The sequence below is a fragment of the Polyangium fumosum genome (assembly GCF_005144585.1).
GTDB classification, from domain to species: Bacteria; Myxococcota_A; Polyangia; order Polyangiales; family Polyangiaceae; genus Polyangium; species Polyangium fumosum.
The window spans coordinates 36,662-59,478 of sequence record NZ_SSMQ01000077.1; the positions used below are offsets into that span (position 1 = coordinate 36,662).

17 protein-coding genes and 4 pseudogenes are annotated in these 22,817 nt (G+C 68.7%); 7 read left to right on the forward strand and 14 right to left on the reverse strand.

Annotated elements, in window-relative coordinates; translation table 11 throughout:
• Nucleotides 1–206 precede the first annotated feature (206 nt).
• Nucleotides 207–1,838: a hypothetical protein gene (locus tag E8A74_RS43195; protein ID WP_136934991.1), complete on the reverse strand. Its 1,632-nt coding sequence runs from the start codon at nt 1,836–1,838 to the stop codon at nt 207–209.
• A 1,100-nt stretch (nt 1,839–2,938) separates the two neighbouring features.
• Between E8A74_RS43195 and E8A74_RS43200 the strand changes: the two genes are divergently transcribed.
• Both E8A74_RS43200 and E8A74_RS56190 read left to right on the forward strand, forming a co-directional pair.
• Nucleotides 2,939–3,367 (forward strand): hypothetical protein, encoded by a 429-nt coding sequence (locus E8A74_RS43200; protein ID WP_136934992.1) that lies wholly within the window; start codon nt 2,939–2,941, stop codon nt 3,365–3,367.
• A 912-nt stretch (nt 3,368–4,279) separates the two neighbouring features.
• Nucleotides 4,280–4,792, forward strand: a pseudogene (locus tag E8A74_RS56190) (tyrosine-type recombinase/integrase); the annotation flags it as partial.
• 288 nt (nt 4,793–5,080) lie between these two features.
• On the opposite strand, the gene E8A74_RS55230 reads toward E8A74_RS56190, so the two are convergent.
• Together E8A74_RS55230 and E8A74_RS43210 are read right to left on the reverse strand one after the other, a co-directional pair.
• On the reverse strand, nt 5,081–6,007 hold the full coding sequence (locus E8A74_RS55230; protein WP_136973260.1) for a hypothetical protein: 927 nt from the start codon (nt 6,005–6,007) through the stop codon (nt 5,081–5,083).
• A gap of 112 nt (nt 6,008–6,119) precedes the next feature.
• Nucleotides 6,120–6,698: a dihydrofolate reductase family protein gene (locus tag E8A74_RS43210; RefSeq protein ID WP_136934994.1), complete on the reverse strand. Its 579-nt coding sequence runs from the start codon at nt 6,696–6,698 to the stop codon at nt 6,120–6,122.
• A 63-nt stretch (nt 6,699–6,761) separates the two neighbouring features.
• On the opposite strand from E8A74_RS43210, the gene E8A74_RS43215 reads away from it, so the two are divergent.
• Genes E8A74_RS43215 through E8A74_RS43225 form a run of 3 tightly spaced genes read left to right on the forward strand, consistent with a single transcriptional unit; the run spans nt 6,762 to nt 8,837 of the window.
• On the forward strand, nt 6,762–7,757 hold the full coding sequence (locus E8A74_RS43215; RefSeq protein WP_136934995.1) for a helix-turn-helix transcriptional regulator: 996 nt from the start codon (nt 6,762–6,764) through the stop codon (nt 7,755–7,757).
• A 34-nt stretch (nt 7,758–7,791) separates the two neighbouring features.
• On the forward strand, nt 7,792–8,160 hold the full coding sequence (locus E8A74_RS43220) for a nuclear transport factor 2 family protein (RefSeq protein ID WP_170229822.1): 369 nt from the start codon (nt 7,792–7,794) through the stop codon (nt 8,158–8,160).
• 56 nt (nt 8,161–8,216) lie between these two features.
• Nucleotides 8,217–8,837 carry an FMN-binding negative transcriptional regulator gene (locus E8A74_RS43225; protein WP_136934997.1) on the forward strand — a complete coding sequence of 207 codons (621 nt, stop codon included), beginning with the start codon at nt 8,217–8,219 and terminating at the stop codon, nt 8,835–8,837.
• Nucleotides 8,838–8,867: 30 nt separating this feature from the next.
• On the opposite strand, the gene E8A74_RS43230 is transcribed toward E8A74_RS43225, so the two are convergent.
• Both E8A74_RS43230 and E8A74_RS43235 read right to left on the reverse strand, forming a co-directional pair.
• Nucleotides 8,868–9,350, reverse strand: coding sequence for a YchJ family protein (locus E8A74_RS43230; protein ID WP_136934998.1), 483 nt, complete (start codon nt 9,348–9,350; stop codon nt 8,868–8,870).
• 237 nt (nt 9,351–9,587) lie between these two features.
• Complete coding sequence (locus E8A74_RS43235; protein ID WP_170229823.1) at nt 9,588–12,056, reverse strand: hypothetical protein; 2,469 nt, start codon at nt 12,054–12,056, stop codon at nt 9,588–9,590.
• 88 nt (nt 12,057–12,144) lie between these two features.
• Here E8A74_RS43235 and E8A74_RS43240 point away from each other — a divergent pair, with 88 nt between their 5' ends.
• Nucleotides 12,145–13,086: an alpha/beta hydrolase gene (locus E8A74_RS43240; RefSeq protein WP_136935000.1), complete on the forward strand. Its 942-nt coding sequence runs from the start codon at nt 12,145–12,147 to the stop codon at nt 13,084–13,086.
• 9 nt (nt 13,087–13,095) lie between these two features.
• Here the strand turns inward: E8A74_RS43240 and E8A74_RS43245 are convergent.
• From E8A74_RS43245 to E8A74_RS43280, 8 genes and pseudogenes are all read right to left on the reverse strand, one after another.
• Nucleotides 13,096–14,658 (reverse strand): annotated as a pseudogene (locus E8A74_RS43245) (acyl-CoA carboxylase subunit beta); the annotation flags it as partial.
• 228 nt (nt 14,659–14,886) lie between these two features.
• Nucleotides 14,887–16,140 (reverse strand): IS701 family transposase, encoded by a 1,254-nt coding sequence (locus tag E8A74_RS43250; RefSeq protein WP_170229824.1) that lies wholly within the window; start codon nt 16,138–16,140, stop codon nt 14,887–14,889.
• Between the two features lie 272 nt (nt 16,141–16,412).
• Nucleotides 16,413–17,087 carry a hypothetical protein gene (locus E8A74_RS43255; protein ID WP_136935003.1) on the reverse strand — a complete coding sequence of 225 codons (675 nt, stop codon included), beginning with the start codon at nt 17,085–17,087 and terminating at the stop codon, nt 16,413–16,415.
• Between the two features lie 319 nt (nt 17,088–17,406).
• On the reverse strand, nt 17,407–17,904 hold the full coding sequence (locus tag E8A74_RS43260) for a methylated-DNA--[protein]-cysteine S-methyltransferase (RefSeq protein ID WP_136935004.1): 498 nt from the start codon (nt 17,902–17,904) through the stop codon (nt 17,407–17,409).
• 2 nt (nt 17,905–17,906) lie between these two features.
• Nucleotides 17,907–19,361: a DNA-3-methyladenine glycosylase 2 gene (locus E8A74_RS43265; RefSeq protein ID WP_136935005.1), complete on the reverse strand. Its 1,455-nt coding sequence runs from the start codon at nt 19,359–19,361 to the stop codon at nt 17,907–17,909.
• Between the two features lie 86 nt (nt 19,362–19,447).
• On the reverse strand, nt 19,448–20,251 hold the full coding sequence (locus E8A74_RS43270; RefSeq protein WP_136935006.1) for a DUF3592 domain-containing protein: 804 nt from the start codon (nt 20,249–20,251) through the stop codon (nt 19,448–19,450).
• 181 nt (nt 20,252–20,432) lie between these two features.
• Nucleotides 20,433–20,984, reverse strand: a complete 552-nt coding sequence (locus E8A74_RS43275; protein ID WP_136935007.1) for a hypothetical protein — start codon at nt 20,982–20,984, stop codon at nt 20,433–20,435.
• A gap of 56 nt (nt 20,985–21,040) precedes the next feature.
• Nucleotides 21,041–21,907, reverse strand: a complete 867-nt coding sequence (locus E8A74_RS43280) for a sigma-70 family RNA polymerase sigma factor (RefSeq protein ID WP_232380003.1) — start codon at nt 21,905–21,907, stop codon at nt 21,041–21,043.
• A 79-nt stretch (nt 21,908–21,986) separates the two neighbouring features.
• On the opposite strand from E8A74_RS43280, the pseudogene E8A74_RS43285 reads away from it, so the two are divergent.
• Nucleotides 21,987–22,441 (forward strand): annotated as a pseudogene (locus E8A74_RS43285) (carboxymuconolactone decarboxylase family protein).
• 172 nt (nt 22,442–22,613) lie between these two features.
• Here E8A74_RS43285 and E8A74_RS43290 read toward each other — a convergent pair.
• Nucleotides 22,614–22,817, reverse strand: a pseudogene (locus tag E8A74_RS43290) (PE-PGRS family protein); the annotation flags it as partial.

The following is a 22,817-nucleotide window of genomic DNA, read 5'->3' on the forward strand; positions in this document are numbered from 1 at the left end:
GAGAGTTACTCCCGCGTCGATGTGCAGCGTGCAGCGCGGAGGACGGGCAGCAGCGCTTCGGGTGCGCGCTGGGGGCAAGCTCACGGCAGGTGGCTGTCGTCGCCGTACAAGGCCAGCCCAGAGGCTCGCGCGGCGGGGCACCGTTCTCACGGCACGGACCGTCGTCGCGGGCGGCGTCATCGTCGCGGGCGAGGCATGACTGACGCTCACGGTGGGGACCGCCCTCGGGGCAAAGGCCCATCCGTCGAGCGCAGTGAAGAACTGCGAGGGGGCCGCGTCGGGGGCAGGGGCGGCACGATTTCCGGAGTAGCCGCGGGCGTCAACGTGGCGGAGACGAGGACCGCGGTCGGCACAGTGACTAAGATCGGGACGGGGACCTGAATCGCAACGGGCGGCGCATGTTTCCTCGGCAGAGGCGTGGAAGCCGCGGGAGGAGCTGCCGGCACCGCCTCACGCGGCACGGGCGCAGAAGCCGCGGGAGGCGGCGGAACCGGCGGCACGGGCTCCCGCACGATGCCCGACCTGGCCGCGGTGCTCCGCCACGGCCGCGCCGCCAAGGGAAGCCGCCGCGCGACGATCGGGCGCGTGGCCACGGGGCGCAGCTCCGCGACGGGGAGCCCCGTGGCAGGCAGCTCTGCCGCCGCGGGGGGCTGTGCGGGTTGCGGCTGGGCTTCCGTCGTAGGAGCCGACGCCGTGGGCGCCTGGGATTGAGCCAGCGCGCCCGCGATGGCCGCCAACACGAGTTCGGCAGGCACGTACGATGCTGACGAATAGGCGAACTTCCCGGCATCGCCCTTGGCACGACCGCATGCGACGATGGCCCCGGCCACAGCGCGAACAGTCGGATCCGAGAGCGCCCACTGGCACCGATCGATTGGGCCGCCCAACGCGTGGCTCATGTGCTGCCAATCCGCGTCCGTGAGCCCTCGCGCCGCGTTCGTCAATGCCAAGACCGTGTAGAGCACGATTTCCCGAACGAGCGACGTCGGTGGGGCGGTCTGACACTTGGCCAGCACGTTGCCGACCACTTGCATCAAGATCGCGGCAGGCATCTCGGATGCTCGTGAGAATGCGTGCTTTGCCGCGTCGCCGCTGCCCTTCGCCCGGCCGTACGCGACGACGACGCGAGCGACGGCGCGCACGTTCGAATCCGCGAGAGCGCGCTGACATGTCGCGAAGTTCTCGCCGAACGCGCGGTGGATGTCCTGCCATGCTGCGTCCGTGATCCCCCGATCGGCGTTCGTCACTGCGAAGAGCGTGTAGAAGACGAGTTCCACGTGCAGGGGGATCGAACGCGTCGGCGTGGGAGGCGCGGGCGGCGCAGGGGGCGCAGAAGGCGCAGGCGCAGCCGGCGCGGCCGGCGTGGCGGCGGATGCCGCCTCACGCGGGAAACGAAGCATTCCGAGCAGGGTGTCGGCGAGCATCTGGAGGCGTTCGTCCTGCTCGTACACACCGCGGACTTCGGCGATCCACACCGGGTCATCCGGGTTGGACGACGCACGCGGCACGCGCTTTTCGCAGGCTGCGAGGAACGCGCTCGCAAGCAACTGGACCCGCTGGTCGCCGAGCGTCGCTTGCGCAGCCTGACGCCATCCAGCGTCCGCAAGACTGCGCTGCACGGGCCCGATCATCGAGGCGGGCGCGCCACTCGGCAAACTGTAGAGACCTGCCGCGAACGCGCCCAACGCCACGCCGAGCGACACGAGATCCGACGACGACTCGCAGACGCCGATGAGGACCACCGCAGTGCAGACGTCGGAAGGCGAGGTCTCCGTTTGCAATGGCAAACCGGCACGCGCCTTCGTGTCGCTCGGGGATTGGATCCCGCCCAAGTCCATAGAGAAGCTCCAACCGAGCACTATGCACACCCGCCGGCCTGCAAGCCACAAAAATCAGCGGCGGCGCGAGGCTCGTAGGACGGTGTCCGCTACGTCTATGGTGGAATGGTCCAAGCCTCTGCGGCGCGTTGTTCGAGGAAAACCCACAAATTCCGAGAAACGTATCCGAACTCCGGGATCAACACCCTTGTTTCGCCGTGTCGACAAGTGAAAGAGCCGAGCGACACAATGGGTTTTTGACCAATTTCGCGTCGAGACGGGGGCGCGCAGGCACCTCCCCAGCGCTGGCCCCGTGTTCGAGTTCACGTTTCCGGACAGGGCAAGCACCGTGCCCTCCGCAGACAAACCGCTAAATCGCCGCGTTTGGCCCATGAGAGCCGGTCCCGCCCCCTTGTTTCACAGGCTCGGGATCCGAGCAGGGTCCACAAATCGATCCACTTTTCGCTCGCCGGAGCCATGCCTCGGGCGGCGGAAATGTTTCACGGTCCCCGGGACGGTATTCGATTTCACGTTCTGGGCAAGCGCAAGGACCGTGCCCTCCGCGGGCAAACCGCGAAATCGCCGCGTTGAGCCATGGGAGTCGAGCCCGCCCCCTTGTTTCACAGACTCGGGGTCCATGAAGGGTCCAGAAATCGATCCACTATTTGCTCGGCGGAGCCATGGCTACACGCCCCGAAAATGTTTCACGAGGTGGGATATACGCGTACCCTATCAAATCAGCCGGATTTCGAGCACTCGCTTTCGCATCGGGGAGCGGGCGGAGCGCCCCCCGGATCCATGGAAAGCCATGGCTTTCCCATGGGCAGAGCCATCGGGTTCCAGTGGCTCCCGGGCATGGCTCCGAGACTTGCCCGAGAAGGGCCGAGAACGGGCCGAGAACGAGCCGAGAAACCGGGCCGAGAGACGCCCCCGGAGAGGCGACCGACCGCAACGCGTAATATGTATGGTCGGGCTATACGTATGGTCGGGCTATACGTATGGTCGGGCTATATATATAGAACTCGACGGCGACCTCTATTTTCCCTTGTCCCGCATCCCCCATGGGCGGGAGAATCGGATCCACGCAACGGCGCCCCTTCGCGCGCCATGGGAGGGCGGACATGTCCATCGGTGAGTCCCGCAGCCCGGACAGCAACATCACGGCGACCTTGTCGATCCCGCGGGGCGTCCTCCAAGTCGTCGCGCCCCCGCCCGAGACCCTCTCGCAATGCAACGTCGAGGCGGTGACGGGCATCCCGCGGCGCGTCTTCCTGGAAGCCATCCGCGCGCCGGACTTCCCGGTCCCCGTCGCGCGGCTCGGGAAACTTCGGATCGTCAATCGTGCCGCGTTCGTCGCGTGGCTCGAAGACAACGCCCGAAAGCAGATCGCCGCCCCGTCCTCCCCATCGGCCGCGACTGACGCCGCGTCCACCGGCGATACCGCACCCGCGGAGCACGCCGACGACATTCTCGACGCCATTGGCTTGCAACCGCAGCCGGCCACTCCGAGCCGCGCCCGTGCGACGAGCCGCCGTGCTCGGCGCCTCTGACAACCGTCCGGCCCCCGCGGGGTCTCACGGTCGCCTGCGCCTTCTCGCCTCTCGGGCCCGTAGACGGGCCATACCCCCCTCCCGCGCCATCCGTTGCTTGACACGTGCCGCGATGCCGTCATGGCCCCGGGGGGCACGACGGGAGAGTCTCTCGCGCGCCTACCGTGGCTCCGCGGAAGGAGCCGAATCCCGCAGGGCACGGCCGCTCGGCTGTTCCCTGCATCGTCATTGATTGGAGTTTGGAACATGCCCAGGGTAGCAACAGGCAACGTTTACGAGCGGCGCGGCAAGTGGTTCGCGCGGCTCACGATCGGAGCGAAGAAGCGGCAGAGCTTCATGCTCGAAACCTGCAAGGACGAAGCAAGCGCGATGGCTCGCCTCACCATCTTGGCGGAATTGGCCGCGAAGCTCCGCAAATGCGGGCGCGACGACATCGCGCCGGACATCATCAAGCGCGCCGCGGTACGCGACGGGAAGGCACTCGACGAAGTGCGCAAAGCCGTCGACATGATCGCGTCAGGGCAGGTGGTACAGAAGAACCGCACACCGACGATCGAGGAAATCGGCAAGCGGTGGACGAGCGGCGAACTGGCGGATCTTCATCCGGACCGAGTCAAGCGACGACGAAGTGCAAGAACCAACAGGTACGTGCTCGACAGGTACGTCTATCCAATCGTCGGGGACGTGGCGATCGACAAGTTCACGCTCGACCACGCGGAAGCCGTCATGCGTAGCTTGCCCGCGAGTCTCGCGCCGAACTCGCGGCGCTCCGTCGCGCAACTGGTGTATCGGATCTGCTCGCTGGCGGTCCTTCCTCTGCGCCATATCGCCGTGCATCCGCTCCCGCGGGGATTCGTGCCGCGGTATCAGTCAGGAAAAGCGAAGGGGTGGCTTTACCCCGACGAGGACGCGATGTTGCTGGGCTGCACGCAGGTTCCGCTGGAATGGCGGTTGTTTTACGGCTTCCTTCATCGGGAAGGGATGCGCCGTACGGAAGCCCTCCACACGAGGTGGTCTGACATCGACCTGGACCTCGGAGTGATCGTGCTCGACGTGAACAAGACGGACGAGCCCCGCGCGTGGGCATTGTCGCCTGGGGTCGTCGCCGCGTTGCGCGCCTGGAAAGATCACTGCGCGGCGAGAGGCATGCGTGTGTCAGGGGACGCGCCCGTTTTCGTGTACGACGAAGGAAGCCAGAAGGGACAGCGGCTCACCATGAGCGACACTGCCGGCCGGTTCCGCGGACATCTGGAACTGGCAGGCGTTCGCCGGCCGGAGCTGTTCGCACGGACGGAGACGAGGATGCGGATCCGGCTGCACGATACGCGGGCCACGTTCGTCACGCTGGCGCTCGCGAACGGACGAACGGAGGCGTGGGTGCAGGACCGAACGGGGCACAAGTCAAGCGACATGATCAACCGTTACCGACGTGCCGCACGCACGGCGGCCGAGCTCGGGCTCGACGTGTGCCGTCCGCTCCATGAGGCGATCCCCGAGCTGGCCCCCCGGATGGGCGCCGAGCAGGCCCGCACGAAGGAAAGGGCGGCGGAAAGGGCACCACGCTCGCGGCGGGGGACCCCTCTGTCTGTCGAGATCCAGCCAAGATCCGCGGGGTTGGCGACCCCGGGTCAGAGCGAGCAGAACTGTTCCCCGAGGGAAGATCGCTGCGCGATCTTCCGAGAGCATCGAACCGGTTCGATGCTCTCGGCGGTTTTATTTGCGCCGTCGTCGCAGCGCCACGACGGCGCCTTTGCCGTGGGTCGGCGCGTCGTCCGGCGGCAAGGCCACGACGAGGCGCTCGATGGCCGGCAGCGCCCGCGTGACGGCGCGCTCGGCGCCGAGCTCGTCGAACGGGCCCGGGTAGACGAGGACGAGGACGTAGATCGTCGCGAACGAGCGCGCGAGGTAGCCGAGCCCCTCCTCCAGCACGCCCTCGTGCAGGTGCTCGCCCCGGTGCAGCTCCGCCATCGTGGGGTGTTTCCGAACGCGCGTGATGGCCGCGCGCGCGAGCTGGACGCGGCGCCCGATCGCCTCGCGATCCTCGGCCGAGAGCGGCGCGAGCTCGTCCACCGGCGGGACGAGGCGGAAGCGGCGGGCCGTCGGCTCCTCGGGCTCCTTGCGCTCGCCCGGCGGCGGGATCGTGACGCTGCCCGGCCTGCGCACGAGCTCCGCCCAGGAGATGCCCGCCGCGTGGGCGCGGGCGAAGGTCTCGGCGACGCGGGCCTCGGCCTCCGGGTCGTCCGTGCCCGTGGGGGCCTCGGAGGCGCCCCAGACGACGGGCGAAGCGGCGTCGATGACGAGGGCCCCGAGCGCGCCCGTGCGGCCCGCGAGCGCGGAGAGCTCGGCCCGCAGCGCCTCGGCCGGCCCGGGGCGCGGGCGCGGGACCTCGGCGGCGACCTCGCCGAAGAGGTCGGCGAACGACTCGATGAGGGTCGCGAGGCGCGCCTCTTTGTCGGCGCGGTCGACGATGGGCACGGCGAACGTGACGACGAGCTGCCGCCCCCGGCCGAGGTCCCAGCGCAGCGTGGTCCCGTCCCCGTCCGCGCTGGGATCGGCGTCGCTCGGGACGATCTGGACCGAAGCGGCGTCGAGCTCACGCTCGAGGATGGTCGCGAGGCGCTGTCGCGTGACAGGGGTCATCCGCGACGCACTCTACCCGAGCGCGTCACGTCGTCCAATTTCAGCGGAGTCTAGCGGCGGAGCCGTTTCATCGAGAACGGCCGAGCCGTCCAGGCCACGCGCGCGCCGTGGGTCACGTCTCGGCGGCGCGCGTGGCGTGCGGGCGATCGAGGCCCGCGGGGATCTCGTACCGCAGCTCGACCAATCCGCGGCCGAAGCGGGTGATGCCCTGGAGATCGAGCAGACCCGGAATCGAGGCGGGCAGGAGCGGCGCTCCGCTGCCGAGCACGACCGGGACGACGCTGAGCAGGATCTCGTTCACGAGCCCGCGTTTGGCGAACTGGGCGACGAGGTGGCCGCCGCCGACGAGCCAGATGTGTTTCCCTCCGGCCGCGCGCACCATCTGCTCGTGCACGAGGCCGACGTCCTCGGTGGTGAAGCGGATGTCCCCGCCCGCGATCGCTGGCAGATCACGATGGGTGAACACCCAGGTCGGCAGGTCGGCGTAGGGCCAGGCCTCGCGGCTCTCCGCGAGGAGGAACTCGTAGGTCGCCGCGCCCATCGCCAGCGCCCCCACGCCGCCGAGGAAGGCCTTGTAGTGCGCGTCCACGCCCTCGACGCCGTTGAACTGCAGGAGCCATCCGAGGCCCCCGTCGGCGTCCGCGATGTACCCGTCGATGCTGGCCGCTACGTAGTATTGGGTCTTCGTCATGGGCGGAGTATGCCGAGGGATCCCTGACATCCCCTGTCAGTGTTTTTCTGGCAGGATGCACGTGTGCGATCCAGCCGGCTCCTCGCGCTCCTCCTCGTCCTCCAGCAACGCCGACACGCCACCGCCGCGGCGCTCGCCGACGAGCTCTCGGTCTCGGTCCGCACGCTCTACCGGGACATCGCGTCGCTGATGGCGGCCGGGGTTCCGCTCTGGACCGAGGCGGGCCCAGGCGGCGGCATCCGCCTCGTCGAGGGGTGGCGGACGCGCCTCGATGGCCTGACCGCGGAGGAGGCAAGCGCCCTGTTCCTCTCGGGCGCGCCGCAAGCGGTGGCCGACCTCGGCCTGGCCACGGTCGCGGTGACGGCCCGCGTGAAGGTCGACGCCACCCTGCCGGCCGAGTTGCGGGGCCGCGCCAGCCGGATCCGGGAGCGATTCCTGCTCGACGCGCCCGGGTGGTTCACGCGCCCCGAGCAGCTCGCGGCGCTGCCGATCGTCGCCGAGGCGGTGTGGGAAGGTCGTCGGCTCGACCTCTCGTATGGCGAACGGTCGACCCGCCGTCGCGTCGATCCGCTCGGGCTCGTGCTCAAGGCGGGCACGTGGTACCTGATTGCGCGGCATCGCCGGGACCTCAAGACCTACCGGATCAGCCGCATCCAACGGGCCGGCCTCCGGGCCGAGACGTTCGTCCGCCCCGGCGACTTCGATCTCGCCGCATGGTGGGCCGAATCGTCGTCGGCGTTCGACCGGTCTTTGCTCACCTATGGCTGCCGTGTTCGCCTCTCCCCGGACGCACAAAGGCACCTCCCGCGCGTGGTCCCGCACGACGCCGTCCGCCGGATGCTCGAAGACGCCGGCCCGCCGGACGCCGAGGGGGCGCGGACGGTGGACCTCCTCCTGGAGAGCGAGGAGGTGGCCGCGGATCAGCTCATGGGCCTGGGCGACGGCGTCGAAGTGATCACGCCGGATGCCCTGCGCCATCGGCTGTATACGAGGGCGGTGCGAATGGCGCAGCGGAATGCGCCGACAGGCGCCTGCGTTGCCTCGGACGTTGTGGATTGACGACAACGCGAAACTGCGCGAAACCCCGGGCACCATGGATGCGGCGCTCGTCGTTCGATCGGTATGGGAAGGCATGGAAGCGAGGGACTGGGACGCCGTGCGGCGCCTGGTCGCCGAGGATGTGGTCGTGACGTGGCCGCAGACGCGGGAGCGGATTCGCGGCGCGGATGCGTTCGTCACGTTGAACCGGACCTACCCCGGGGACTGGCACATCACCGTGGAGGAGGTGCTCGCCGCCGGGGATCACGCGGCCGCGCGGGTGACCATCGTCAGCGGGGCCGACGTGTTTTACGCGAGCGGGTTTTACGTCGTGCGCGGCGGGCAAATCGTCGAGGCCACGGAGACGTTCGCCGACCCGGGCGAGCCTCCGTATGACCGCGGGCACCTGGCCGAGCGGTATTGACGGGATCCCACCAAAACTCGACGGCGAGAGGCGCCGTCCGTTACGCTGCGCCCCGCGTGTACCTCCCCCGAGCCTTCCAAGAATCCGATCCGGCCGAGATCCACGACTTCATCGAGGCCCACTCGTTCGGCGCGCTCCTCGTCGCAAAGGCCGACGGCGCCTTGGAGATTGCCCACCTGCCCTTCCTCCTCGATCGCCGCGCGGGGCCCCACGGCACCCTGCGCGCCCATGTCGCGCGGCCGAACCCCATCTGGAAGCTCGCCGCTGCGGGCCACCCCGCGACGGTCGTCTTCTCGGGCCCGCACGGATACGTCTCGGCGCGCTGGTACGAGCACCCGCGCGAGCAGGTCCCGACCTGGAATTACATGGTCGTGCACGCCCACGGCCGCCTCGAAGCCCCCATGGATCGAGCGGATTTGTCGGCCCTGCTCGACGATCTCTCCTCCTTCCACGAGCGCGGCGCCCCCGAGCCGTGGCGCATGGACCACCTCGAAGACGCCTTCCGCGAGGAGCTGCTCGACGCAATCGTGGGCCTCTCCCTCCCCATCGATCGCCTGGAGGCCAAGTTCAAATTGAGCCAAAACCGATCGCCGGAGGACAGGGCGCGCGTGATTCGCGCCCTCCGCGAGCGCGGAGGACCGGACGACCTCGCCATGGCCAAACGGATTCGAGAATGAGGCAACACGGGGCGCGCCCGTCGGCCCCCGCTATCGCGTCGAAAACGTCTCGCGGAACGCTCCGATCGTGAGGCCTTTCGGCTCGGCCACCTTCGCGGCGGCGACCTGCTCTCCGCTCCGATAACGAATGCCCACGCCGTCGTGCGCGAATTCGCTGAGCTCGACGAAGGAGCGGTCCTGCCCTTTTTCGAACACCCGCGCATGGAAGAGCACGTGCCAAAAACCGCCCGCGTCGGGGCCGTCGTGGTCGAGCACGTCGAGGCGCATGAACTTGAGCGTGGAGGTCGCGTCCCGGATCTCGCGCAACACCTCGGCCTCGGGCCGCTTGCGGTCCTCGTGGTCGGGGTGGAGCGTGCGCAGGACGTACGCCGATTCCTTCCGCGCATACGCCGCAAAACGCGAGCGCATCAGCGTCACGGCGTCGGGCGCCTCACGCTCGCCGCGGTGATAAGGGGCACAGCACTGCGTGTAGGGCAAACCGGAGCAGCAAGGACAATCTCGGGCTGAGGCCATGGTGTGACGTGGCAACGTAGCAGAAGCGAGGCGCCGGGGGGCCAAACGTGCGTCACGGCGGATCGACGTCGAGCGGATCGACCGGCAAACCTCGGGCGCGCCGCGCGAGGAGGTCCGGGACGTGGAGCCGGTCGGCGCAGACGGCGAACCGGGCGCGCCGCGCACATCGAGCCGTACCCCGTGGGCTGGGACGTCGAGGTCGGGCCGCCGTGCACGGAAGAAATGGAGCGCAGGACGCTAACGACGACATCGGAGGAGCACGCGCCCCTCGCCCCCTTCCCGCTCCGACCAGGCGACGCAGACGGCCTCGCCCGATGCGGCGATCGCAGGATCCACCGATGCCCCCTCGCTCCGCGAGACCGAGTCGCCCGGCGTCGCGCCGGCTTCGTTTGGACTCCAAGCGCCGCCGACGAACCGTTTGACCAGGACCTCGCCCGACGCGCGATCGGTATACGCGACGTGCAGCGCACCGGCTTCGTCGAACGTGAGGGCCGGGCTCCCGCCGGGCCCCGGCGCGTCCCCTGCCCCGGCCATGCCCGGCGCGAGGACGGTGGTCCAGGACGAACCTTTGAAGAGGGCCACGTAAGGCGCCTCGGCCGGGTCCCACCGGAAAGCGAGGCCGAGCTCGCCGGAAGGGCCGGCCGCGAGGTCGAATCGCTCCGGGGAAAAACCGCTGTTCGGCGTGGGCGGGCTGGTCCAGGGCGGAAGAGCCACGAATCGATCCCCTTCGAGGCGCTTCGTGTAGACGACGAACGCGCCAATCTGCCAGTCGAGCATCCCCACGACGGGCCTCCCCGCGCCGTCCGTGGTCATCGCCGGCGTGATGTAGACGGGCGCGGGGTCCGAGGAAATCAGCCGGAGCGCTTGCCCCTGCTCCAGGAAACGCGAAAGGCCGAGCTTGCTCTTCGCGCGGTCCGCCCAGCCCACGACGGGCGCCCCGGATTCATCCATTTCGACGCCGAACACGAGTGTTTGCCCGGCGTGGGGCCCGCCCGGCGCTCCCTCCTTTCGCGCCACGTGCAAGATTTCCCATGAACCCCCACCCCAGCGCGCCACCACCATCGCCCCGCCGGCGGACGTGGAAAACACCAGAAGGACCCGCCCCTCGGCATCGATCGTGAGAGCCGGGCGGAGCCCGGACCCCGGCCGCCCCGGCTCCAGCGGGAGCTCGGGCGCCGTCTCCCACGTGCAGCCCGTCCAGCGCCGCACGACGATCGTGCGTTTCGCGCCGTCCACGAGCCAAGCCACGGCGACCTTGCCCCCGCGCATTGCGATCGCTGGTGGAATCCCCTCGGCCACCCCTCGGCCGAGCCCGTCCTCGGGCTCCGCAGCTCCGCCCGGCGCGTGATAGGCCCCCGCAGACCAGATCCGCGCCGCAATCTCGCTCCCCCCACGAACCACGACGGCAGGCGGGGCCGACCCCTCGGGCAAAGCCACGGCGAGCGACCCGTGGCTCCGCGCGGGCGGAAAATCCGCGGCGCCCGGGCCTCCCGTGAGCTCGACGGGCGTGTCGTTTTCCCACGCCACGACCCGAAGCTCGGATCGTTGGCCGCTCGTATCGAGCACGGCGATGCGCGGCCGTGATCCGCCCGCGAATGCGAGGATTTGCCCGAAGAGCGGCCGATCCGCCGGCTGCTTTGCTTCCCGGGAGCCCTTTTCGTCGCTCCACCACACGTGCACCCGATACCGGAGCACGCCATTGTCGGCGGTCTGCTCGTTCCACGCCTTCCAGCGCACGTTTTTGGGGGCGAATGCGATCCAGGGATCACCCATGGAAATCGCGTCATGCTTGGGCACGAGCGTGGACTCCAGGGTGAAAGCGCTGCCAGTCCACGCGACGACGCTGATGGCCCGATCTTTCCGGAACGTGATGTAGGGATGACCCTTGGGGTCCGACGTCAAGGTAATGCTCTGCGTATGGGGCGCGCAATCATCGATGGGCCCGATTCCGGGGAACGACCACGTCACCCACGCGGTGCCGGTCCACCGGTGCACGACGGCGCGCATGGCCCCGATCCCCGGCTCGGCCCAGGCGACCAGGGGCCGGCCCTCGCCGTCCACGGCGAGCTGGCTCGGCGCGATGGGTTGAATCATGGCAGGACAGGTGACGATCCGGGGCGGCCCGGGAACGCTGAACCCCCGGGTGGGCGGCGGCGTTTTCGGCGAGAGATCCACCACGGCGCTTCCTTCGATGCGATGGACCCGCACGCGCGCGTCCTCGAAGAAAGACACGAGCACGCGCCCCGCCGAATCACGCGTGAGCAGGACGATGCCAAACCCCCCGACGTTGCCCGCCGAAATGGGCGGCAAGTCCTGGAACCGCCCTCCTTCGAGCCTGCGCAAGCGGACGCCGGGCGCCGCGGCCCAGGCGACGACGAGCCGCCCCTCGGCATCGTACACGGCGCTCGGCGTCGCCCCGGAGCCCGCGGACGGAGAGACGACGCCGGGGCTCGGCGCGGGGGTGGCGGAGGACGGCGGCGCCGAGGTGCCGAGCGCAAACCAGGCTCGATCGGAGGGGGGTTCGGCGAGGGCGCCGGGGCAAAGGACGAGCGGACGTGGCGCGGAGGCCGCGACCGGGAGGCTCGAAGCGCGCGGCGCAGACGTCGCAGGTTGCGAGGGTTTTGCGGGCGCAGGCCCACAGCCAGCCGCGAGGCTCCCGAGGGCCAAGAAGACCAAGCGCCGGCGGGGGGAGGAGGCACGAGCCATGACGGACGAGGAGACCGCCTGCACGCCGCGCCGTCAAGATGACGTTTCCTCCTTGACCGCGCGGCGGAATTGATGCGATCCGGCTTCTATGTTGCACCCCCAGGCCCGGGCCTTGATCGATTTCATGGAACGGAGCGGCTTGCCGCCGGCGTATACCCTCTCGCCGGCAGACGCGCGGCGCGTGTACCGCGAGCGCCGCGCGTTCACGCAGCCCGACCCGCCCGTGGTCGCGGAGGTGCGGGATCTCCACGCGGAGGCGCCGCAGGGCCGGATCCCCCTCCGCCTGTATCGCCCCGCGGGCACGACGACCGGTACAGCCCTGCCGGTGCTCGTGTATTTTCATGGCGGCGGCTGGACGATCGGCGACCTCGAAACACACGACACGCTTTGCCGATCGTTCGCGAACGGCGCCGGCTGCGCGGTCGTGGCGGTCGATTATCGGCTCGGGCCCGAGCACCGGTTCCCCGCGGCCGTCGACGACAGCCTGGCCGCGACGTACTGGGTGCAGCGAAATGCCGCGGCGCTCGGGATCGAGGGGACGCGCATCGCGGTCGGCGGCGACAGCGCGGGCGGCAACCTCGCGGCTGTGGTCGCGCTCGCCGCGCGTGACGCGGGGGATCTCGGGATCACATTTCAGCTCTTGATTTACCCGGCGACGGACATGCGCCGCATCGCCCCCTCGCACACGACGAACGGAGAGGGGTATCTACTCACCCGCGACTCGATCACGTATTACCACGACCATTACATCGACGACCCCGCGCACGACCTCGACTGGCGCGCCTCGCCGCTGCTCCACCCGAACCACGAGAACCTGCCGCCCGCGCTGGTGCTGACGGCCGGCTACGATCCGCTGCGCGACGAGGGGCGAGAATACGCCGAGCGCCTGACCGCGGCGGGATCGAAGGCGAGTTACGTCTGCTTCGATCGGCAGGTCCACGGCTTCGTGACGATGGGCAAGGTGTTCGACGAGGCGAACACAGCCGTCGCGTTTTGCGCGGCGTCGCTGCGCGCGGCCTTGTTCCGCTGAGGAATACGCTCACCAGGTATCGACGAACCGCCGCGCCTCCGGGCGCGCGGGCGTCGGGACCGATTTCAATCCGCGCAGGATCCAGGCGCGTGTCTCGGCCGGATCGATGACGGCGTCGAGCTCCAGGAACGAAGCGGTGTTGATGGCTTTCCCGCGCTCGTAGACGTGCGCGACCATCGATTGGAACGTCGCCTCGCGCTCCTCGGGGTTCTCGATGGCATCGAGCTGCTTGCGCATCGCGAGCCGCACCGCCCCCTCGACGCCCATGCCGCCGAACTCCGCCGTCGGCCACGCGATCGTGAAAAAGGGCGCATGGAGATGCCCGCCGGCCATGGCTTGCGCGCCGAGGCCGTACGCCTTGCGCAGGACCACCGTGAACAGCGGCACACGCAAGCTTGCCGCCGCCACGAACATCCGCGAGGTATGGCGCACGAGCGCGGTCTTTTCGGCCTCGGGGCCCACCATGAAGCCGGGCGTGTCGCAGAGGGAGACGAGCGGCAGGCCAAACGCATCACAGAGCTGCATGAACCGCGCGGCCTTGTCGGAGGCGTCGGCGTCGATCGCACCGGCGAGGCGGTATGGATCGTTCGCGAGGAGCCCGAACGGCCGGCCCTCGATACGCACGAGCGCGGTCACGAGGCTCGTCCCGAAGTCACGCCGGAGCTCGAGCACGGAGCCCGTGTCGGCGAGTGTCTCGATGATCGGCCGGATCTTGTAGGCGCGCCGCCGTCGCTCCGGCAAGGCGTCGCGCAAAACGCGCTGATCGCCGCACGCAAAATCGGCGACCGGGCCCTGGAAAAACCCGAGATACTTCTTGGCGACGGCGACGGCCGCGGCCTCGTCCGGGGCGCGCACGTCGACCACGCCGTTCTTGCTTTGCACGTCGATCGGCCCGACCTCCTCGGGCGTGTATTTCCCGAGCCCGCCTCCCTCGATCATCGCGGGCCCGCCCATGCCGATCGAGCTGTTCTCGGTCGCGATGAGCACGTCGCAGCAGCCGAGCAGCGCGGCGTTCCCGGCGAAGCAGCGACCCGAGACGATGCCCACGCGCGGGACGAGGCCGGAGAGCGCGGCGAACGAGAGAAAGCTCGGCGTATCGAGGCCCGCGACGAGCGGCATGTCCGTGTCATTGGGCCGTCCCCCTCCCCCTTCGGCGAAGAGCACGACCGGCACGCGCCATTGCGCCGCGAGCGCGAGCATGCGGTCGAGCTTCTTGTGCCCCATGCCGCCCTGCGTGCCGGCGAAGACGGTGTAATCGTAAGCGAGCACGATCGTCCGCGCGCGCTCGTCGTCGAAGAGCGCGCGGTTCACGCTGCCGACGCCGCAGACGATCCCGTCGGCGGGGCTCGTCCGGACGAGCTCCTCGACCGCGTGCCGTTGCCGCTGCGCGGCCAATGCGAGGGCCCCGTACTCGACGAAGCTGCCCGGATCGACGAGGTCGTCGATGTTCTCGCGCGCCGTCCGTTGCCCGGTCTTGCGCCGCCGCGCGACGGCCTCGGGTCGGCCTGCGTCGGTGGTCGCGTGGAGGCGCGCGCGGAGCTCGGCGAGCTCGGGCCGCACCGGAGCCTCGTCCGGGCGGCCCGCGGGATCTCGGGATTTGCTCATTGGCGCGTACAGGATCGCAGATGCGGGTCGCGCCTGTCCAGGGACTTGCGATCGGGGCGCCTAGCTCTACTCTGCCATCACCACCCACACCTTCATATCGGCACGAGCGTCCGCACCGTCGCTCCGCACCGCGCGCATCTCAGGGGCGCAGCAAGCCTTTGAATCAGTCGCCGCCGGATCTCCGGTAGCGACGGTTCAGGCGGCGGGCCGCTGCGCCCAGGCGTTTTTTTCGGCGTTGCGTAGGTGCTGAAGGAAGGCGAAGGCCATCATCGTCAGGAGCGCGTGATGATGCAGCGCGTGCCAGGAACGGCACTCGACATGGTCGAGCCCGAGTTCCTCTTTCATCTGCTGATGTGCTTGCTCGCAAGCCCAGCGTGCCTTGATCGCCGAGGCAAGCGTTCCGAGGTCGGTGTCGGGCGGGTAGTTCGAGAGGTAATACTTTCGCACGCCGTTCGCGCGCTCTTCGCAGACGAGCCAGGCTTCTTCGCCTGGCCCGTGATTGTGTCCGATGACCTTCGGCCCGTCGGCCACACGCACGCGGATGGCGGCGAACGATGCGGAGAGAGGTCCTTTCGTCCCGTCCCGCCATTGCACATCCTTGAAGCCGTTCTTTGCGCGCGTCGAAAATACCTCCTTCGCCTTTTTCGGGGCAGCCGACACCTTGCCGCGCTTCGGCGGACGTCCACCTGATCGTGTTCGCTCGGGCGCGGTCACACGTACGGACTTCGGATAGACGAGCTGGTTCGGATTCACCCCCACGGCCCACCTGAGCTTTAAATCCGAAAGCCCACGCCGAAACGCGGCACATGCACCGTACCCCGCGTCCGCCAAGACATCGCCGAACTCGATGCCGCTGCGCACGATCCGCTCGACCTCGGCGAGCGCGATCTGCCACTTCGTCCGGAACACCACGTCCTCGGGCACCTTCGCTCGTCGGCGTCGCGCTGGATCGTGCGCCCATTCCTTCGGGAGATAAAGCCGGAGCGCGACCGGGACGGGCACCTCGTCACGCGCGAGCGTGATGGAGACGAGAGCCTGGCAATTGGCGTTCTTGCCGAGTTGCCCGCAGTACTGATGCGCAACGCCGACCGAGTGCGTTCCCTTCTTTGGAATTGCAGTGTCGTCGATGACGAGGTGGGCGGTTTTGCCGCCAACGAGCGCTCCAGCCTTCTCGAGGAGCACGCACTCGTGTCCGGCCGTGTCCCAGCGAGAGGTCGAGAGGAAGTGGTGAAGCTGCTGCGTCTCACCTGGGCAAACCCGCGCGGCCATCGGCTCGATGCTCTTGCGGTCGCCGGGCCCGAGCAGCCCACGTATGTAGATCGGTCCCCACTTCTGCTGGGACGGGTAGCCGAACTCGAGCAGGAACGGTGCAATCCAGTGCTCGAACTCGCGCTCCCAGTGTTCCTCGGCCAGTTCGTCATTCTTGAACGTAGGTTTGACGGCGGTCACGCAGGCAAACCAGCGCAAGGGAAGTCGCTGGGCCAAATTTTTCGCCACGGCAGACCACGAAGGGCCGTAGATCAAGCTCGGCACGCGTCAGGTCGTGGGCAGGGTCGGTCAGGATGGCAGAGTAGTGCTAGGTCACTGTGCTCAAAAACAACGGGCTTTTTGGATCGACCGCATCGCGGTCGATTCATCATGGGTCCAGCGTCACGCTGGTCCGGGTCCAGGGGCGGACAGCCTTTGGTGGGGTTTGGGGCGAAGCCCCAATCTCTCCTCTCTCAGGGAGAAAGCTTCTTTGTCTCCCATGCGTAGGTGCACCAGCACGCGACGGTTTCGACTTTCAGGCCGAAGCGCAGCCCCCATTGTTTTGCCTTCTTCACCTCGACGAGCCATCCTTGATATTGCTTGACGAGGCCCTCCGGGCTCCGCTCGGGCAAACGCAGGCTGTAATCGTGCTTCAACTCTGCAGCGGGCCAAGGCCCGTTCGCGAGCTGAAAGAGCCGTCCGAGGACACGGGCATGCACGTCTGCCTGCGCCCCGCCGACGAGCGCGTCGCGATCTTTTCCGGTAAGAACGTGAAAAACGCGACGTTTGCCGTCGACGAGCGACGTGGCGACCAGATCGACGCGCGCGCAATCGTCGCAAGCGTCGCTGGGAGTCACCCCCTCGATGGCCCAAAAGGCGCCCTGCGCGACCCCGAGCGCGATGAACACATCCGGCCCCTCCGCGAGGTAAGTATCGGCCACGAACCTGGCCGGCGGCCCGCGGTCGGGGGTCCAGCGAATTACCTCGACGCTCCAGACGGGTATGACGCTCATCCTGCATTGGTTATCGATGTCGACGCGCTCGACCTTGGGCGCCGGCGAGCCCGCCCCGGTCGCGCCCGCGAAGAGCAGAGCAGAGAGCGTCAAGGCGAGCGAGGAGGCGGCGCGGAGGGGCATCGAGAGCGACATGACGGAAGAACGCCGCGCGGGGCAACTTTCTTCGCGGTCGCTACAAAATCTCCAGCGTCCGAGGAGCGACGTCCGGGAATGGATGGCTCTGAGCTTCGAGCAGATCCTTGAGCGGCGGCTCCTTGGCGACCTTGCCGGCCTGTGCGCGAATCGAAAGGATCGGGGAAGTTGAACGGATCGGCGCTCTGCGAGATCGCAAAGCGAGCTCGCCTCGGGGGGTGAATCGACCGGGCTTTGCCCGGGCGAGAGGGGGACGCGAGGCGTCCCCCTCGGGACAAAAGAGCTAGAACATAGAGCGGTTGTCAAACCGCTCTATGTTCTAGTGAATGACGTGGTGGGGCGCGTGGTGCTCTTGCTCGTGCGAGAGGAGCCACTGCTTGGCCGCGACGCCGCCCGCATACCCCGTGAGCGCGCCGTCGCCGGCGATGACGCGGTGGCAAGGGACGATGATGCTGATCGGGTTCTTCCCATTCGCCGCGCCGACGGCCCGCGCCGCCTGCGGCCGGCCGAGCGCCCGCGCGAGCTCCGCATAGGAGCGCGTCTCGCCAAAGGGAATCTCGACGAGCGCGCGCCAGACCTCACGCTGAAAAGCGCTTCCGTGGAGATCGAGCGGTAACGTGAAAAACTCGCGCCCTCCGGCAAAGTACTCTGCGAGCTGGCGTGCGGCCTCGGCGAGGAGCGGATGGTTTTGCCCGTCGTGGGCCACGATCTCCGGCGCACCCTTGTGCCCAGGCAGGTAGACGCCCACGATCGCTTCTTCCGCAGCGACGACGTGGAGATCGCCGACGGGGCTCGAAATACGGCGTTCATACAACATGTTCATTCCTCAAATGCTCCTTCTGAAAGGCCCTGCCACAAATGAAGGACCGCATAGGCCCGCCACGGCCTGAACGCCTCGGCGCGCGCTTCGGCTTCGCGCGTCGATATCACGCGAAGCGCTTTGCGGACGCCGAGATCCGAGGCCGGAAACGCGTCGGGGAATCGATACACGCGCATGCCGAGGTAGTGCGCCGTCCACGCGCCGATGCCCGGCAACGCGACGAGCGCGGCCGCGGCAGCCTCGGGATCCTCGCCGCGCTCGAAGCGGACCTCGCCCTGCGTGACGGCGCGCGCGAGCGCCTGGATGGAGAGCGCGCGCGCCGCGGGCAAACCGATTTGCGTGATGTCGGAGAGCGGCGCCTCGGCGAGCACCGACGCGGGCGGGAAGAGGTGCGTCACGCCCGCGATCGGCGTATCCAGGGCCGTCCCGAATCGCTTCGCGATGCGCCCGCCGAGCGTCGTCGCCGCGCGCACGGAGACCTGTTGCCCAAGAATGGCGCGCACGGCCGCCTCGAATCCGTCGAACGCGCCCGGCACGCGCAGCCCCGGATGACGCGCGACGAGCGGCGCGAGCAGAGGATCCCGGCAGAGCGACTCCGCGATGAGGCGCGGATGAGCGTCGAGATCAAAAAGCGCGCGCAGCCTGCCGAGCAGAGGCCCGAGCGTGCCCGCGAGCTCGGGCGCGACCTTCACGCGGAGCGCGTTTTTCTGGGGCGGATGCATCACCCGCAGCCACCCTGTCCGCTCGCCGAGCCGCACCGAGCGGGCATACACGCCGCCCTCGACCGACTCGACCCCGGCAATCGCGCGGGCCGCGAGGAACGTGAGGAGCGCATCCCAGTCGAGCGGCGGCCGATAATCGAGCCGCAGCGTGATGGCGACGCCGGCCTCCGCCTCCCCGAGCGCGCGCCGGAGCGCGGACGGCGGCCTGCCGAACCGGGCCGAAAACAGCGCATTGAACCGGCGCACACTCCCGAACCCGCTCGCGAACGCAATCTCGGTGAGCGGCAGGGAAGAATCCTGCAAGAGCTGCTTCGCGAGCGCGAGGCGCCGCGACTGGGCGAGCTCGACGGGCGCCACGCCGAGTTCGGCTTCCATCGCGCGCCGGAGGTGCCTCCCGGTCACGCCGAGCGCGCGCCCGAGATCGTCGACGGAGCCCTCGTCGAGAAAACCGCCTTCGATCCGCGCGAGCGCCGCGCGGACGAGGCGCGGCACCGAGTCCTGCGGCGCGCCGCCCGGCGAGAGCTCGGGCCGGCAGCGAAAACACGCGCGAAACCCGTCGCGATCGGCCTCCGCCGCGTACCGATAAAACACGCATCGATCGCGCCCCGGTGTCCGGGCCCGGCACACCGGCCGGCAGTAGATGCCGGTCGTCCGTACGGCCACGAAAAACAGGCCATCGAAGCGCTCATCCCGCGCGCAGAGGGCTCGGTAGCAGGTCTCCGCATCCATCATCGCCCTCCCCTCGTAGCGCGGCCGCGCCCCGATGTCTGGCCGTTTTCGGACGCGACAGCGAACTCGCGGCGCCGGCCCGCCGGCCGTCAGATCCCGCGGCTCGCGGCGAACATGATCCAGCCGGCCACGAGCGCGATGAAATAAACGAGCCCGGCGACGACGATGCGCCGCGAGCGCCTGCCCTCCGGCCCGGCCTGGGCGACGGCGAGCACGATCCCGAGCTTCGAGAGCGACCCACCCTGCGCGAATCGATCCATGACGAGCCGCATCAAATGCGGAAGAACCCAGAAAAACGGCGCGAACAGCAGAACCTCGGCGAGCGCGACCACGAGCCCCACGGGGAGGCCGAACGGCGCCGGCCCGAACGCGGCGACCTGCACGGCGCGGACGTTCGGATCGAGGTTCACGGCGAGCACGCACCCGAGGAACAAGGCCGCGACGATGCGCCCCGCGCCCTCGGGCGAGATCCGAGGTTTTGTCGCGAGAGGCGCGCCCTGCTGGAGGCGGCGGACGTTGCGGTGACAAAGCGCGGCGATGGATCCAAAAAGCACGAAGAGCCCGAGCGGAAAGCCGCGCCGGAAGGGCAAGTTGAGCTCCTTGTCGAGCTCGACCTGCGAATACACCCCGAGACGGCTCAGGGACGGATCCTCGGGCAGGTAGGTGATATCGAACGTCTCGCCGGGATCGCCCTGGAGGTTTTTCCGGTCGACGTTCCACGTATGGGTGACGCCGTCGACCTCGTACCGATAATGCGTATTGGAGGCCGAGCCCTGTCGCGTGATGGCCGTGATGGTCGCGGTGCCGGGGCGCCCATGATCGGCGAGCGCACGCAGCCGCAGCTCCTGGCGTCGAAAGAGAAGCCCGAGCACGAGCGGGATGACCAGGGCCATCGTCGCAAAAACGATCCTCGCTCGCGCATCGGTCGCGAGGTTCCTGCGGCGCCTCTCTTCGTCCATTGGCTGGTTGGTGGGGACTTTAAGCCCCAGGAGGCAGGTCTTGCAAGGGGAAGCCTCCGGCTCCGGAGCCATGACGCTCGATACCGGGGGGCTATTTGCGTGCTTTCAAGGAACGTTATTCATCACCTTCGAGCTTCTTGCAGCACTCCTCGTCCTTCAGATGACAGCCCTTCCGGTAGAAGGCAGCGGCGTCTTTGGCGGAGTGTTTCTCGATCATGATGCCTGAATATCGACACGACTCGGCGTGGTTGGCAGCACAGGCCTTGTTGAAGGACTCTCGTGCGAGCGGGATCATTGTGAGGTCTTCGCCTTCACTGTCCTCTTCGTAGCGCACGTTTATGTCGTCGGTGGAGCCCGAAACACGATCGACGCGCCAGCCACCGGCGTAATGGACATCCCGGCCCCGGAGCGCTGCCTTGCCCGTTTTGTAGCAATCGAGCGCCCGCTCCAGGACCTCGCACCGGTACTTGCACTGCTCCGCGGTTTTGCACGAGCCGTCTTCCGTCTGCCCGACCTCGGCGCGCTTTTTCTTCGCGTCTTCCTCGAGCGCCGCCTGCTCCGGATCATAAATAAGCTTTCCGAGCCCAGACAGGTTACATGCGGTATTCGTGAGAGAAAGGGCGACAACGAGCCACGTCGTCGACCCAAATCGCTGGGGCGCTTGCATGCGCGCGAAGATACCGTCGCCGCTCAAAAGTGCAAGGGCGGTTGCGGTGCAGCGAGCTAGGACTCAGCCAACGTCGCGATCTCGAGCGTCTTCAGTTTGGCTTTGTCGAAGATGATGTCGATCCGCGCGATGGCACCGCCCGTGAACGTGAAGCGAAGCGCGCTCGCGAGCCGGCCGCCAGGCGCGTAGATGGCGCCAATCGTGCCGTCGACGAGCGCCGGTTTTACGGCGTCGATAGCACGCACCCTGCGCGTGAACGCGACGGCCGACGTTACCCAGTTCCGCGCGTCGAGGATCTCGCGCCCGGGTCGGCCGCCGTGGATCACGACGTTCGGATCGAGGACGGCGATGACAGCCTCGACGTCGCCGGTTCGAAGGGCAGCAAGCAGCGCCTTGACGACGTCGTGCTGGCGCGCGAGCTCGGCCTCGTCGCGCTCGGGCGCGCCACGCACGCGCCGCCGCGCGCGGCTCGCGAGCTGCCGCGCCGCCACCTCCGACCGCCCCACGATCGGCGCGATCTCCTCGAACGACACGCCGAACAGATCATGAAGCACGAACGCGAGCCGCTCCGCAGGCTCGAGCGTCTCGAGGACCACCAGGAGCGCGAGGCTGACCGAGTCCGCCAGCACGGCCTCCTCCTCCGCGTTGCCCTCGGGCGAGGTCGTCGCCTCCGGCGCGGCGTCTCCGTCTTCTGTGCGGGCCTTCCGCGCGCGGAGCATGTCGAGACACACCCGCGCGACGACGGTCGTGAGCCAGCCGCGAAGGTTCTGGACCTCGCCCGTATCGGCGCGCGAGAGCCGAAGCCACGCCTCCTGCACCGCGTCGTCAGCCTCGCTGCGCGAACCAAGCATGCGATAGGCCACCGCACGGAGGTGCGGCCGGCTCGCCTCGAAATCCCCGACGAGAATTTTTTCATCCGTCACGGTCACGTCCTCGTTCTCCGATCCGTCATCAGCGGTGACGGGCGAGCCCGCCCGGTTGTGACACAAGGAGAGATTTATCATGGAAGCACGGCTGAAAAACCCCGCGATGCTCGTCCCGGACGCGATACAGCCGCTGATGGCGCTCGTGAAGACCCTCCAGAACGGGACCGTGCCGCCTCGTACACTCGGGCTTGTCCACGCGCGCGTCAGATCAACGCCTGTGCGGTGTGCCTCGACCTGCATGGGCGCCAGGAGAAGAAAGCCGGCGAGCCCGACGACCGCCTCCTCGTGCTCGCCGGCTTTCGGGATGCGCCCTGCTTCACCGATGCCGAGCGTGCAGCCCTCGCGCTCGCGGAAGCCGAGACGCGCCTCGCCGATCGCGCGGAGGCGGTCCCGGACGATGTCTGGAAGGACGCCGCGCGCCACTACGACGAGCAGGCGTTGGCCGTGCTCGTCCTTCATATCGCCCTCGTCAACCTCTTCAACCGGGTGAACGTCACGACGCGGCAAGTCGCGGGCGCGCAGACCTGGTAGCGACGGCGGCGCAGGTGCCTGAACCGCGCTCGAAAGCCTCCTTCCGCCGCACCCGTTGAATGCGGTGCGGCGGAAGGACGACGCTCGAGGGCCCAGGCGCTAGGGATGCGTCAGACGGCGATCGCCCGGATTGGGCGGGCATTCGGGCTGCGGCCGCACCGCAGCGAGACGTTCAAGCTCTCTTAGAGACGGAGCGGCGCCGGAGGGCGAGTAGGCCGGCAAAGGCGAGGCCGAGGAGGGACGCGTCTCCGGCGGAGTCGCCAGCCGCGCGGAAGCTGCAACCATGGCCGTGATCGCTGCCGCCGCCGCTGCCGCCGCTGCCGCCGCCCTCGCCGCCGCTGCCGCCGCCCTCGCCGCCGCTGCCGCCGCCGCTGCC